This is a genomic window from Neisseria sp. (assembly GCF_030530745.1).
Taxonomy (GTDB): Bacteria; Pseudomonadota; Gammaproteobacteria; order Burkholderiales; family Neisseriaceae; genus Neisseria.
Genome location: NZ_JAUMUI010000005.1, coordinates 84,871 through 97,533 on the forward strand (window position 1 = coordinate 84,871; position 12,663 = coordinate 97,533).

The 12,663-nt window shown below is 57.0% G+C and carries 13 protein-coding genes and 2 tRNA genes; 8 read left to right on the plus strand and 7 right to left on the minus strand.

Annotated features, from left to right (window positions below; translation table 11 throughout):
• Nucleotides 1-208 precede the first annotated feature (208 nt).
• A complete protein-coding gene (locus tag Q3970_RS03430) occupies nt 209-1,468 on the minus strand; it encodes a glutamate-5-semialdehyde dehydrogenase (protein WP_303099205.1) in 1,260 nt (419 codons plus the stop codon).
• Nucleotides 1,469-1,679: 211 nt separating this feature from the next.
• Here Q3970_RS03430 and xseA point away from each other — a divergent pair, with 211 nt between their 5' ends.
• Nucleotides 1,680-3,035 (plus strand): exodeoxyribonuclease VII large subunit, encoded by a 1,356-nt coding sequence (xseA, locus tag Q3970_RS03435; protein WP_303099206.1) that lies wholly within the window; start codon nt 1,680-1,682, stop codon nt 3,033-3,035.
• 274 nt (nt 3,036-3,309) lie between these two features.
• Here xseA and Q3970_RS03440 read toward each other — a convergent pair.
• From Q3970_RS03440 to hemF, 6 genes are all read right to left on the minus strand, one after another.
• Nucleotides 3,310-3,384 (minus strand) — tRNA-Glu (locus Q3970_RS03440).
• Between the two features lie 17 nt (nt 3,385-3,401).
• Nucleotides 3,402-3,478, minus strand: a tRNA-Arg gene (locus tag Q3970_RS03445).
• Between the two features lie 180 nt (nt 3,479-3,658).
• The gene (gene pyrC / locus Q3970_RS03450) at nt 3,659-4,696 is read right to left on the minus strand and encodes a dihydroorotase (RefSeq protein ID WP_303099207.1); all 1,038 of its coding nucleotides are present in this window, start codon (nt 4,694-4,696) and stop codon (nt 3,659-3,661) included.
• 90 nt (nt 4,697-4,786) lie between these two features.
• Entirely contained in the window at nt 4,787-5,383 is a 597-nt protein-coding gene (locus tag Q3970_RS03455) for a hypothetical protein (protein ID WP_303099208.1), read from the minus strand.
• Nucleotides 5,384-5,394: 11 nt separating this feature from the next.
• Complete coding sequence (locus tag Q3970_RS03460) at nt 5,395-5,619, minus strand: sulfurtransferase TusA family protein (RefSeq protein ID WP_085364758.1); 225 nt, start codon at nt 5,617-5,619, stop codon at nt 5,395-5,397.
• A 70-nt stretch (nt 5,620-5,689) separates the two neighbouring features.
• Complete coding sequence (gene hemF / locus Q3970_RS03465) at nt 5,690-6,595, minus strand: oxygen-dependent coproporphyrinogen oxidase (protein WP_303099209.1); 906 nt, start codon at nt 6,593-6,595, stop codon at nt 5,690-5,692.
• Nucleotides 6,596-6,714: 119 nt separating this feature from the next.
• Here hemF and Q3970_RS03470 point away from each other — a divergent pair, with 119 nt between their 5' ends.
• From Q3970_RS03470 to Q3970_RS03500, 7 genes are all read left to right on the plus strand, one after another.
• Nucleotides 6,715-7,062, plus strand: coding sequence for a helix-turn-helix domain-containing protein (locus tag Q3970_RS03470; protein ID WP_303099210.1), 348 nt, complete (start codon nt 6,715-6,717; stop codon nt 7,060-7,062).
• A gap of 310 nt (nt 7,063-7,372) precedes the next feature.
• Complete coding sequence (gene ppx, locus Q3970_RS03475) at nt 7,373-8,878, plus strand: exopolyphosphatase (protein ID WP_303099222.1); 1,506 nt, start codon at nt 7,373-7,375, stop codon at nt 8,876-8,878.
• Between the two features lie 90 nt (nt 8,879-8,968).
• The gene (gene pdxH / locus Q3970_RS03480) at nt 8,969-9,601 is read left to right on the plus strand and encodes a pyridoxamine 5'-phosphate oxidase (protein WP_303099211.1); all 633 of its coding nucleotides are present in this window, start codon (nt 8,969-8,971) and stop codon (nt 9,599-9,601) included.
• Between the two features lie 129 nt (nt 9,602-9,730).
• Entirely contained in the window at nt 9,731-11,026 is a 1,296-nt protein-coding gene (gene serS / locus Q3970_RS03485; protein WP_303099212.1) for a serine--tRNA ligase, read from the plus strand.
• 320 nt (nt 11,027-11,346) lie between these two features.
• Entirely contained in the window at nt 11,347-11,787 is a 441-nt protein-coding gene (locus Q3970_RS03490) for a DNA polymerase III subunit chi (RefSeq protein WP_303099213.1), read from the plus strand.
• A gap of 270 nt (nt 11,788-12,057) precedes the next feature.
• Nucleotides 12,058-12,330 (plus strand): FeoA family protein, encoded by a 273-nt coding sequence (locus tag Q3970_RS03495; RefSeq protein WP_303099214.1) that lies wholly within the window; start codon nt 12,058-12,060, stop codon nt 12,328-12,330.
• Between the two features lie 97 nt (nt 12,331-12,427).
• The coding region (locus Q3970_RS03500) for a FeoB small GTPase domain-containing protein (protein WP_303099215.1) at nt 12,428-12,663 on the plus strand (236 nt) is incomplete at its 3' end.

Below are 12,663 nucleotides of genomic sequence, written 5' to 3' on the forward strand. Positions count from 1 at the left end.
CGCCAAAAACGGCGGCTTGCTCGAAAATCATTTGTGAAGGCGTGATTTTATCTAAAAACAACCGCGCGGGCAAAGTTTTTCCTCATTTGCCGGGAAAATGTGTTGCACGGTTTGAAACGCCCGCACAAAAAGGCATTTCCAAAATACGGCGCAAGCGTTTTAAAGCCCGCACAGGCCGTCTGAAACCTGTGCGGCAGCCCGTTACGCTTTATCCGCGAATCTGGCCGTTGCCCAGCACCACCCATTTTTGCGAGGTCAGTCCGTTCAGGCCGACGGGGCCGCGCACATGGATTTTATCGGTGGAAATGCCGATTTCCGCGCCCAAGCCGTATTCGAAACCGTCGGCAAAGCGGGTGCTGGCGTTCACCATCACGCTAGCGCTGTCAACCGTGCGCAGGAAGGTTTGCGCGTCGGTGTAGGATTCGGTAACGATGCTGTCGGTGTGATGGCTGCCGTGGGTGTTGATGTGGGCGATGGCTTCGGCCAGGCTGTCCACCACTTTAACCGCCAGTATGGGGGCGAGGTATTCGGTGTCCCAGTCTTCGTTTGAGGCCGTCTGAATACCGGGCAGAATGGCTCTCGTGCGGGCGCAGCCGCGCAACTCCACGCCTTTTCCGGCGTATTTTTCGGCCAGCGGCGGCAGGATTTCGGCGGCGCGGCTTTCGTGCACCAGCAGCGTTTCCATAGTGTTGCAGGTGCCGTAGCGCGAGGTTTTGGCGTTGAAGGCGATATCCAGCGCTTTTTGTGTATCGGCGGCGCGGTCGATATACACGTGGCAGATACCGTCGAGATGCTTAATCACGGGCACGCGTGCCTCTGCACTGATGCGCGCCACCAGCGATTTGCCGCCGCGCGGGATAATCACGTCGATTAAGTCGGGGCTTTGCAGCATCGCGCCCACGCTTTCGCGGCTGGTGTTTTCAATCAGGCGCACGGCATCGGCGGGCAGGCCGTTTTCACGCAGGGCTTGGGTGATCAGTTTGGCAATGGCCATATTGCTGTGGAAAGCCTCGCTGCCGCCGCGCAACACGCAGGCGTTGCCCGATTTCAGGCATAAGGCGGCGGCGTCGATGGTAACGTTGGGGCGCGATTCGTAAATCATGCCGATTACGCCCAAAGGCACGCGCATTTTGCCGATTTGCAGGCCGTTGGGGCGCAGGCGGAATTCGTCCATCTCTCCCACGGGGTCGGGCAAGGCGGCCACTTGGCGCAAGCCTTCGCACATATTTTCAACGGCGTTTTCGGTCAGCTTCAAACGGTCGAGCAGCGCCGGTTCCAAGCCTTTGGCGGCGGCCTGCTCCATATCTTGCGCGTTGGCGGCGATAATTTCCGCGCTGTGCAGCCGGATCAATTCGGCCATGCGCAGCAGCGCGGCGTTTTTCTGCGCCGTGGTGGCGGCACCCATATCATAAAAAGCCTGTTTGGCGGCGGCGGCGGTTTGACGGACGTAATCGTGAATATTCTGCATAATGGCTCGGCGTTAACGGTAAAGTTAAATAATACGGCGCGGTTCCCACCAAACCGTGGAAACAACGGTTTGGCGGGGTTTCACTATAAAGCCGTCTGAACGCGATTTCAAGCGGTATTATTTTTTGCCGCACCGCCGCATCTGCCTTGCGGTATAGAAAAAAACCGATTCGCTATATAATGCCGCCCTAACTTTTTCAAAACGCCCCGCCATGTCCGAACTGTTCGCCCCTGCCGCCGTTTCCGTATCCGAATTAAACGCCCTAGCCAAAAGCCTGCTGGAAGAAAACCTGTTCGGCCTGTGGGTGGCGGGCGAAGTATCCAATCTCACCCGAGCAGCCAGCGGGCATTATTATTTTTCGCTGAAAGACAGCCGCGCACAGGTGCGCTGTGCCATGTTTAAAGGCACGGCGGCAAAACTGCCCGCCCCGCTGAAAGAAGGCGACCACATCGAGCTGACCGGCCGTATCGGCATTTACGAGGCACGCGGCGAATTTCAGATTACCGTTAACGAAGTTCGGCTGAAAGGCTTGGGGCAACTGTATGAAGCCTATGAAAAACTGAAAGCAAAATTGCAGGCCGAAGGGGTATTTGCGGCAGAACGCAAAAAGCCGCTGCCCGCCCACCCGCGCGTTATCGGCATCGTAACCAGCTTGGCGGCGGCTGCCCTGCGTGATGTGGTGTCCACCCTGAAACGGCGCGCGCCGGAAATCCCCGTTATTATTTATCCCACCGCCGTACAGGGTTCAGGCAGCGAAGTGCAGATTGCCCAAGCCGTTCAGACGGCCTCGGCGCGCAATGAAACGGATGTGTTAATCGTGTGCCGGGGCGGCGGCAGCATTGAAGATTTGTGGTCGTTTAACGAAGAGGCCGTGGTGCGCGCCATCGAAGCCTGCCCAATTCCGGTAGTCAGCGGTGTCGGCCATGAAACCGATTTCACGCTGGCCGACTTCGTTGCCGACGTGCGCGCACCCACACCCACCGGCGCGGCCGAGCTGGTCAGCCCCAACCGCTTGGAATCACTGCACAAACTGGCACAGGCGCAAGGCCGTCTGAAAACCGCTTTGCAGCAGCGTTATTACGATGCCAGCCAGAAAACCGACTGGTTCGCCCGCCAAATCCGCCACCCGCAGCAGAAACTAAACGAGCAGCGCACCCAACTGCACACGCTGGCGCAATCGATGCGCTTTGCCATGCAAAACAGCCACCGTTTCCACGCGCAACGGTTTGCCCGCCAGCAGCAGCAACTGGCCCACCTGCGCCCCGACGTTTCCGACGCCGCACGCGATGTGCAAAGTTTTCAGACAGCCTTAAAGCAGCATTGGCACAACCTCTTCGCCAACCGCCGGCAACTGTTGGAAAAGCAGGCCGCCCTGCTCGAAGCGGTGTCGCCGCAGCATATTCTCGAACGCGGCTTTTCGGTGGTGAAAAACAGCCGCGGGCAAGTGATCCGCAGCGCAGCGGTGTTGAAACAGGGGCAGAAGCTGCACATCACGTTTGCCGACGGTGAAACCGACGTGCGCGTTACCGGCGAAACGGCACAGCCGGATTTGTTTGATTATTCGTAAATCCGTTCATTGTTTAGAAAAATAGAGATACTCGGATCAAACCCGGATATGACGGTAATGGGATGAAACCTTGCAAAACTGCCTTCAGGCCGTCTGAAATATTTGATTTCGTTATTTCCGCCTGCACGGGAATGACAGCAAATAAACTTTTTTGGGTTTTGCAAAGGTCTCGGGATGTTTCAGACGGCATAAAACACCCCATTACCGTCATTACGCCGCACAACGGAAATGCAAAAACCAAGCCCTTCGGATATTCCGAAGGGCTTGGAAAATATGGCACGCCCACGGGGAATCGAACCCCGGTTACCGCCGTGAAAGGGCGATGTCCTAACCGCTAGACGATGGGCGCGGATAAAATAATTTGTGTGGCGCACCCGGAGCGATTCGAACGCCCGACCCTCTGGTTCGTAGCCAGATACTCTATCCAACTGAGCTACGGGTGCGTGCTTCACCGCTTCGTATTTGCCGTGAATGAAGAACGCGAATAATATGGCAACACAGTTTGTTTGTCCAGCGGTTTTTTAAAAAATCTGTTTTTTTTTTTGATTTTATCGAATTCAATCTGCTTCAATAAAAGTTTTTCAGACGGCCCCAACCGTGCTTTGCGGCCGTCTGAAAACTTTTTAATATTCCGCCGTCCAGCTTACGCTTTCCCCGCCCCGCATCGGTATGAGGAAATCGCCGTTACCGAACGGCACTTTGGGCGCGACCAGCTGAGTGCGTTTCACCAAGGTGATGGTGCGCGGGTTTTCGGGCAGGCCGTAGAAGCGGGCGCCGTTTTTCGAGGTGAAGGCTTCGAGTTTGTTTAACGCGCCGGCGTTTTCAAAAATTTCGGCATAAAGTTCGATGGCGGTGGCGGCACTGAACATGCCCGCGCAACCGCAGGCGTTTTCTTTGGCGGATTGGGCGTGCGGCGCGGAATCTGTGCCCAAAAAGAATTTGTGAGATTTTTCGCCGGTTACGGCTTCTACCAATGCCTTGCGGTGGCTTTCGCGCTTGAGCACGGGCAGGCAGTAGTGGTGCGGGCGCACGCCGCCCACCAGCAAATCGTTGCGGTTGAGCAGCAGGTGCTGCGGGGTAACGCTGGCGGCTACGTTGTCGCCCGCCTCCATAACCAAACGGGCGGCGTCGGCGGTGGTGATGTGTTCGAACACCACTTTCAGGCCGGGCACTTTTTCCAACACGGGCTTCATCACGCGCTCGATAAACACGGCTTCGCGGTCAAAAATGTCGATTTCGGGGTCGGTAACTTCGCCGTGCACCAGAAACAGCATGTTCTGCGCGGCCATTTCTTCCAAAACGGGAATCAGTTTGAACAGGTCGGTTACGCCCGAATCGGAATTGGTGGTTGCGCCCGCGGGATAGAGCTTGAACGCGACAATACCGGCGGCTTTGGCTTCGCGCACAAGCTCGGGCGTGGATTTGTCGGTGAGGTAGAGCGTCATCAGCGGCTCGAAAGTGCTGCCTTCGGGCAGGGCGGCCAAAATGCGCTGTTTATAGGCCAGCGCGTCGGCCACGCTGACTACCGGCGGTTTCAGGTTGGGCATAATCACGGCACGCCCCATCTGGCGGGCGGTAAACGGCAGCACGGCTTTGAGGGCTTCGCCGTCGCGCAGGTGCAGGTGCATATCGTCGGGCTGGATAATGGTTAAGGTTTGCATGATATTCCTTTGTTTCTGTATTCAATAATATTTAGATACTTTGATTGCCCTAAAGGCCGTCTGAAACCTTTTTCAGACGGCCTGATGCCGTTACGGACTCACAACCGGGTTTAACCCCAGCGGCCGGCGGCTGAGATGGAGTGCCAGTTGCGCGGGCACATGATCAGAAGGCGACGTGTTGGCGGTCAGCAGGATTTCTTCGTTGTTGCCGGAATCCAAACGGGCATAAACCAATTGACGGAACAGAAACGGCGAAGAAACGCTGTTTTCCGAACGAAACCGCGCCGCCGCCCCTTCTCCGCCCTGTTCGGCCACCGCCACAAAATCGCGGCGGGCGGCGGCTTCGTCGGCAACAGCGGTTTTAACGCTGCACGAAGCGGGCGCGGTGCTGAGGTAAAACACGGCGCCGTTGCGCTCTGTTTGCCACACGGCTTGCGCGTCCGGCTCCATCATGCCCGCAGACAGTTTTTTCACGGCTTCGGCGCTTAAGGGCTGCAAATTGTGCTGCTGCGCCCATGCCGCCGTGCGCTGCGCGTTGCCGCCGTGTGCGACGCAGCCTTGCGCAAACAGCCGCACGGCTTCGGCGGAATAAGCAGCCGCCTGCTCCGGCGCAACGCCGCCCTGCCCGCAGGCGGCCAGCAAAACCGCAAACACGGACAGTAACGGGCGGGAAACAACGGTGTTCATTTCAGACGGCCTTATTTGTGTTTGACAACCAGCTTGAACACGCCGCCGGATTCGGAAGATTCCAGCAGCACATGGCCGGTTTGGCGGCAAAAGGCGGCAAAATCGTCGGGCGCGCCGCCGTCGGTGGCCAGCACGGTAAGAATGTCTTCGGCCTGCATCTGCGCCAGTGCTTTTTTGGCGCGCAGAATCGGCAGCGGGCATTTCAATCCGGTTACGTCTAAGGTTTGTGCATTCATAATGGGAGGCTCGTTTTCGGTCGGGCATTATTATACGCCGCGCAGGGCGTTTGCTTAAAAAATATCGGATTTAAGCCAGCTCGGCCAGCCAGTTGCGCGGCTTTAAAAAGTCGTCCAACCGTGCTTCTGGCGATCCTGCTTCAGGCGCATAGGCATATTCGAAACGCACCAGCGGCGGCATCGACATCAAAATGCTCTCCGTGCGCCCGCCGCTTTGCAGGCCGAACAGCGTGCCTCTGTCCCATACCAGATTAAACTCCACATAACGGCCCCGGCGGTAAAGCTGGAAATTGCGCTCGCGCCCGCCGTATGCCGTATGTTTGCGGCGCGCCACAATCGGCAGATAAGCTTCGATGTAGCCTTCGCCGACGGCGCGGATAAAGTTCAGGCAGGTGTCGAACGGCCAGCAGCTCAAATCGTCGAAAAACAAGCCGCCCACGCCGCGCGTTTCGCCCCGGTGTTTCAGATAAAAATATTCGTCGCACCATTGTTTGTATTGCGGATAAACTTCGCCGCCGAACGGGGCGCACACGGCGGCTGCGGTTCGGTGCCAATGCAGAATATCCTCTTCAAACGGATAAAACGGCGTTAAATCGAAACCGCCGCCGAACCACCACACCGGCTCCCTGCCTTCTGGATAGGCAATAAAAAAGCGCACGTTGGCATGGCTGGTGGGCACATAGGGGTTTTTCGGGTGAATCACCAGCGACACGCCCGCCGCTTCAAACGGCGCGCCCGCCAGCTCGGGGCGGTGTGCGGTGGCCGAAGCAGGCATGGCGGCGCCTTTCACATGCGAAAGATTCACCCCCGCCTGCTCGAATACCGCGCCGTTTTTCATCACCCTGCTCTCGCCCGTGCCGAGCTTGCTCTGCCAGTGATCCGCAATAAAACGCGCACCGCCGTCTTCTTCTTCGAGCGCCGCGCAGATTTGGTGTTGCAGGTTTTGTAACAAGGGCAATACCGATTCCGTATGCATAATGGTTCCTTAAATTATTTTCAGACGGCCTTACATTCGCCTGACAAATGCAACTTTCCATCAACAGAAAAGGCCGGTATGCGGCAGCATACTGCCTTTCCTGATAGGAAAGATTGAATATGGCTTACACACAACTGACCTCAGAGCAACGGTACTACATTTCCAAATACTACCGCAACCTGCCCTTGCTCCAAATCGCACAAACCATCGGCTACCACCCATCCGCCATCGGCCGCAAAAACGGCGGCAGCCTCTGCACCCACCTGCGCATCGTCTCCAAGCCCTACCGCAGAACATACGGCAGCGGCGCATGGACGAAAGGAAAAGTACCCGGACCAAACCGGTATCGAGAGCGCAAAGCATTTTACTGGCAGGCAGTCTTTGCCAAAGCATTGGATACGCAAACCTACTTCTGCCGCCCCTGCCATTCTGAGAAAAGGGTTTGGTGGAGGACACCAACGGACTGATACGCCAATATTTCCCCAAGGGGACGGATTTCAGAAAAGCGGGGGCCGAAGAGGTTAAGGCGGTTGGGGAAGCCCTCAACCGCCGACCGGGAAAAACGCTTGGTTATGAAACGCCGGCTGATTTGTTTTTGAACGACTCTCAAACAGCATTTGAGTGCTGCATTTGAAATGCGAATGCAAGGCCGTCTGAAACGCTTTGTTCATCCCGCCGTTTTTAATTGATGTGAAACAGAACCTTATTGTGAAAGCAGATGACAACCAGCCTGCCGAGGGGTAACATTTGCGCTCCCCGTATGTTTCTTAATTCCGTATTATGACTGCTCCCAACTTTCTTGCTTCCGTCGATTTAGGCTCCAACAGTTTCCGGCTGCAAATCTGCGAAATCCACAACGGACAGCTAAAAGTTATTGATTCGTTTAAACAAATGGTGCGCTTTGCAGCAGGTTTGGACAGCCGGAAAAACCTCGACGAAGCCTCGCAGGAAAGGGCGCTGGAATGCCTGGCCAAATTCGGCGAACGCCTGCAGGGTTTCAAGCCCGGGCAGGTTCGGGCGGTGGCCACCAACACTTTCCGCGTGGCGAAGAACATCGCCCAATTCATACCCAAAGCCGAAGCCGCGCTGGGCTTTCCCATCGAAATCATCGCAGGCCGCGAAGAAGCGCGCCTGATTTACACCGGCGTGGTACACACCCTGCCGCCCAACGGCGACAGAATGCTGGTGATCGATATCGGCGGCGGTTCCACCGAGTTTGTTATCGGTTCCGACCTCAAGCCCACTTCCACCGAAAGCCTGCCGTTAGGCTGCGTAACCTACAGCATCCGCTTCTTTCAAAACAAAATCACCCAAAAAGATTTTCAGGCGGCCATTACCGCCGCGCGCAACGAAATCCAGCGCATCAGCAAACTGATGAAGCGCAACGGCTGGGACTTCGCCGTGGGTACTTCAGGCTCGGCCAAATCCATCCGCGACGTGATCGCCGCCGAAAACCCGCAGGAACACGACATCACCTACGCGGGCATGAAAAAGCTGGCCGACAAAATCGTTGCCGCAGGCAGCGTGAAGAAAGCACGCCTGGAAGGCATGAAGCCCGACCGCATCGAAGTGTTCGCGGGCGGCCTGGCCGTGATGATGGCTGCGTTTGAAGAGCTGGAAATCGAAAAAATGATGGTAACCGAAGCCGCCCTGCGCGACGGTGTGTTCTATGATTTAATCGGCCGCCGGCTCAACGAAGACATGCGCGACCAAACCACCGCCGAATTCCAAGAACGCTACCACGTGAGCAAAAACCAGGCCGCCCGCGTGGCCGCCGCCGCACAGAAGTTTATGGAAAGCATAGGCCTCGCCCAAAACATGCCCGTGCAGGAATTGGCCTATTGGCAGCAATACCTCAACTGGGCCGGGCTGCTGCATGAAATCGGCGTCGACATCGCCCACACCGGCTACCACAAACATTCGGCCTATATTCTCGAAAACGCCGATATGCCCGGTTTTTCGCGCAAAGAGCAGAATATTTTGTCGCTGCTGGTGCTCGGCCACCGCGGCGACGTGCGCAAGATGACCGAGCTTGTCAGCGGCAACCGCACCATGTGGCCGGCCATTCTTTCGCTGCGCCTGGCCGCCCTGTTCTGCCGCGCCCGCCTGCCGCTGGAGCTGCCGCCGTTTACCCAGCTGCGCAGCAGCGACGACGGCCGCGGCTTCGTGCTGCGCATCAGCCGAAACTGGCTCGACGAACACCCGCTGGTTGGCGGCGCGCTCGAATACGAAAGCGAACAATGGCAGAAAGTGGATATGCCCTTTACCGTGCAGGCGCAGTGATGCCTGCCGTTTCGGCCGTCTGAAACGCCCCGAACCCTTTCAGACGGCCTCCAACCCGCCGCCTTTACGCCAACAGTTTAGGAAACCGCAATGGATTTGCACAATATCCGCGAAGATTACAGCAAGCAGGAACTCTCGGAGGCCGAATGCGACGACAGCCCGATTGTCCAATTCGAGCGCTGGCTCAACGAAGCGATGCGCGCCGGAGTGAACGAACCCACCGCCATGAACGTTGCCACCGTCAATTCAGACGGCCGCCCCGAAGGCCGGCAGGTGCTGCTCAAAGAAGTCAACCGGCAGGGGTTTGTGTTTTTCACCAACTATAAAAGCCGCAAAGGCCGCGCATTGGCCGCCGTGCCGTTTGCCGCCCTCACCTTTTTCTGGCCCGAGCTGGAGCGGCAGGTGCGCGTGGAAGGCAGGGTGGAAAAACTCGACGGCGCCGCGTCGGACGAATATTTCGAAAGCCGCCCCTACACCAGCCGCATCGGCGCCTGGGCAAGCGAGCAGAGCGAAGTGATTTCCGGCAAACCGGTGCTGGTTGCGCGCGCCGCCGCCGTCGGCCTGAAACACCCGCTGCACGTGCCGCGCCCGCCGCACTGGGGCGGTTACATAATCATTCCCGACTGTGTAGAATTCTGGCAGGGCCGCCCCAGCCGCCTGCACGACCGCATCCGATACCGGCTGGAAAACGGCGTTTGGCGCAAAGAAAGGCTGTCGCCATAACCGCCGCACCGTTTGCAGCAAACACATCAGGCCGTCTGAAACCGTCCGCCGCTTTTCAGACGGCCTTTCCCAACCGGATTGGTTTACAATAACGCCCATCCGACACATTCAAACCCACAGGGAAAAACCATGTTAGACATCCAACAACTCCGCAACAACACCGCCGCCGTGGCCGCACGCTTGGCCGCACGCGGCTACGAACTCGACACCGTGCGCTTCGAAGCGCTGGAAAACAAACGCAAAGAACTGCAAGTTCGCACCGAAGAGCTGCAAGCCGCACGCAACAGCGAGTCGAAAAAAATCGGCGCCTTGAAAGGCCGGGGCAGGCACGAAGAAGCGGAGCAGGCGATGGCGCAGGTGGCGCAGATTAAAGCGGATTTGGAACAGGCCGCCGCCGACTACGAAGCCGTGCAGGCCGAGCTGGACGCATGGCTCTCTACCCTTCCCAACCTGCCGCACGAAAGCGTGCCGGTGGGCGCCGACGAAACCGAAAACGTAGAAGTACGCCGCCACGGCACGCCGCGCACCTTTGATTTTGAAATCAAAGACCACGTTGATTTGGGCGCGCCGTTGGGTTTGGATTTTGAAACCGGCGCACGGCTTTCCGGTGCCCGTTTCACCGTAATGAAAGGCCGAATCGCCCGCCTGCACCGCGCGCTGGCGCAGTTTATGCTCGACACCCACACCCTTCAACACGGCTACACCGAACACTACACACCCTATATTGTGAACGACGGCACCTTGTTCGGCACCGGCCAGCTGCCCAAATTCGGCGAAGACCTGTTCCATGTTACCCGAGGCGGCGATGAAACCAAGCTCACGCAATATCTGATTCCCACCGCCGAAGTAACCCTCACCAACACCGTGGCCGACACCATCGTGCCGTATGAAAAACTGCCGTTGAAGCTTACCGCCCATTCCCCCTGTTTCCGCTCCGAAGCCGGCGCCTACGGCAAAGACGTGCGCGGCCTGATCCGCCAACACCAATTCGACAAAGTGGAAATGGTGCAGATTGTGCATCCCGAAAAATCCTACGACGCGCTCGAAGAAATGGTGGGTCACGCCGAAAAAATCCTGCAACTGCTCGAACTGCCCTACCGCGTAATTGTGCTGTGCACCGGCGACATGGGCTTCGGCGCCGCCAAAACCTATGATTTGGAAGTGTGGGTGCCCGCACAAAACACCTACCGCGAAATTTCAAGCTGCTCCAACTGCGAAGACTTCCAAGCCCGCCGCATGAAAGCGCGTTTTAAAGACGAAAACGGCAAAAACCGCCTGCTGCACACCCTCAACGGATCCGGCCTCGCCGTCGGCCGCACGCTGGTGGCCGTGCTCGAAAACCACCAAAACGCCGACGGCAGCATCAACATTCCCGCCGCGCTGCAACCCTATATGGGCGGCATTGCCAAGTTGGAAGCGAGATAAACGGCAGCAAAGGTACGAAACATAGACACAGGCCGAAACTTTTGCAAAATTCTTTGAGGCCGTCTGAAATACCCAAACGCCGTCATACTCGGGCTTGACCCGAGTATCCGGTATTTCTTTCGAAACAATGAGATGCTCGGGTCAAGTCCGAGCATGACGCAAAAGTTTTAAAATACCGGCGAATTTTGTAAAGGTTTCAGGCCGTCTGAAAGCAGCTTTCCGTTGCAGCCGGCCTGTTGTCCGATTTCATTTCAATAATCTTAACAACCGTTTCAGACGGCCTGCCGTATTTTAAGGCCGTCTGAAACCCGGATACCGCCATGCCCAAAGCCACTTTCTACACCCATGTCGGCGATCCCGCCGCCTTTGTCTGCCGCCTGGCCGAACGCGCTGTGAAAAGCGGCGGCAAGGTGCTGCTGTGGGCGGATTCGCCCGAAACGGCCGATCGGCTGGACGCTCAATTGTGGCAGTTTGAGCCGGAAAGTTTCCTGCCCCACGAGTTGTGGGCGCGCGGCCAAGCGTTTCCGCAAAACGTGCCGCTGGCGGTGGCCTGCGGCGACGAGTTGCCCGACGTATCCCCCGACACGGTGGTGTTAAACGCCTCACCCGACTTTTGGTGCGACGCCCCTACCCCGCCCGCGCGCGTGCTGGAAATCGTCGGCACCGGTTTGGAAGAGCTGGCCGACGCCCGCGAACGTTTCAAAGCCTACCGCAAACAAGGCTTTGAAATCGAACATCATAATATGCAGGGCAAGGCTTAAGGGCTGCCGGCGGTTAAGGCCCGGCATTTCCGGCCGTCTGAAATATCTGGAACAAACCTTCCCGCACTCCAAAAATCCTGCCCGCCATTCTTTCTGATTCAGGTCAACAAGCTGAAAACTATTTATCTTTGGACGGTAAATGCAGTTGAGCATTTGCCTAAAAAGTATTAACATGTTTTCAAAAATAAATAAAAACCAATACCAATATTAAATCACCCTCTGTCCGTCTTGCCGCTTTCCGACTGTTTCCATCAAGAAAGTAGGTTTTCTATGACTGCTGTTCCGCTCTCTTCCTTGAGCAAAGGCACTTACGCGCACATTGATTCCATCCGCCCCCAAACCGCATTCGGCGATTTGGATGATTTGGTCGGCCGCCGTTTGGCCGATTTGGGCTTTTCCAACGGTATGCCGTTGATGGTGGTTGCCGTGGGTGCGCTCGGCAAAGGGCCGTTTGCCGTGCGTTTGGGCAACCAGTCGCAATTCGCCCTGCGCGCGCCCGAAGCGGCCAAAATCATGTGCCGCGTGGTAACGGAACATTTCTGAACCGCTTTCAAACGGCTTCTGGTTTCAAAAACCGGGATAAGGCCGTCTGAAAAGCTGAAAAGCAATTTTGGAAAACAACATGCAAGAGGAGAACAATATGAGCGCTGATGCCGCCTCTTTAAGCTATTTCGCGCTTTTGGGCGCACCCAACTGCGGTAAAACCGTTTTATTCAACGGGCTCACCGGCTCCAACGCCAAAGTGGCCAACTATCCCGGAGTAACGGTCGACAAACGCGAAGGCGTTTTTGTCGACGACGCCTCCGTCCACATCATCGACCTGCCCGGCACCTACAGCCTGCGCACCACCAGCCCCGACGAGGCGGTGGCGCGCGA

Excerpts from the sequence above, each read along its gene's own strand:
- Q3970_RS03430 (WP_303099205.1), bottom strand. The coding sequence starts at position 1,468 with ATGCAGAATATTCACGATTACGTCCGTCAAACCGCCGCCGCCGCCAAA.
- xseA (WP_303099206.1), top strand. The coding sequence starts at position 1,680 with ATGTCCGAACTGTTCGCCCCTGCCGCCGTTTCCGTATCCGAATTAAAC.
- pyrC (WP_303099207.1), bottom strand. The coding sequence starts at position 4,696 with ATGCAAACCTTAACCATTATCCAGCCCGACGATATGCACCTGCACCTG.
- Q3970_RS03455 (WP_303099208.1), bottom strand. The coding sequence starts at position 5,383 with ATGAACACCGTTGTTTCCCGCCCGTTACTGTCCGTGTTTGCGGTTTTG.
- Q3970_RS03460 (WP_085364758.1), bottom strand. The coding sequence starts at position 5,619 with ATGAATGCACAAACCTTAGACGTAACCGGATTGAAATGCCCGCTGCCG.
- hemF (WP_303099209.1), bottom strand. The coding sequence starts at position 6,595 with ATGCATACGGAATCGGTATTGCCCTTGTTACAAAACCTGCAACACCAA.
- Q3970_RS03470 (WP_303099210.1), top strand. The coding sequence starts at position 6,715 with ATGGCTTACACACAACTGACCTCAGAGCAACGGTACTACATTTCCAAA.
- pdxH (WP_303099211.1), top strand. The coding sequence starts at position 8,969 with ATGGATTTGCACAATATCCGCGAAGATTACAGCAAGCAGGAACTCTCG.
- serS (WP_303099212.1), top strand. The coding sequence starts at position 9,731 with ATGTTAGACATCCAACAACTCCGCAACAACACCGCCGCCGTGGCCGCA.
- Q3970_RS03490 (WP_303099213.1), top strand. The coding sequence starts at position 11,347 with ATGCCCAAAGCCACTTTCTACACCCATGTCGGCGATCCCGCCGCCTTT.
- Q3970_RS03495 (WP_303099214.1), top strand. The coding sequence starts at position 12,058 with ATGACTGCTGTTCCGCTCTCTTCCTTGAGCAAAGGCACTTACGCGCAC.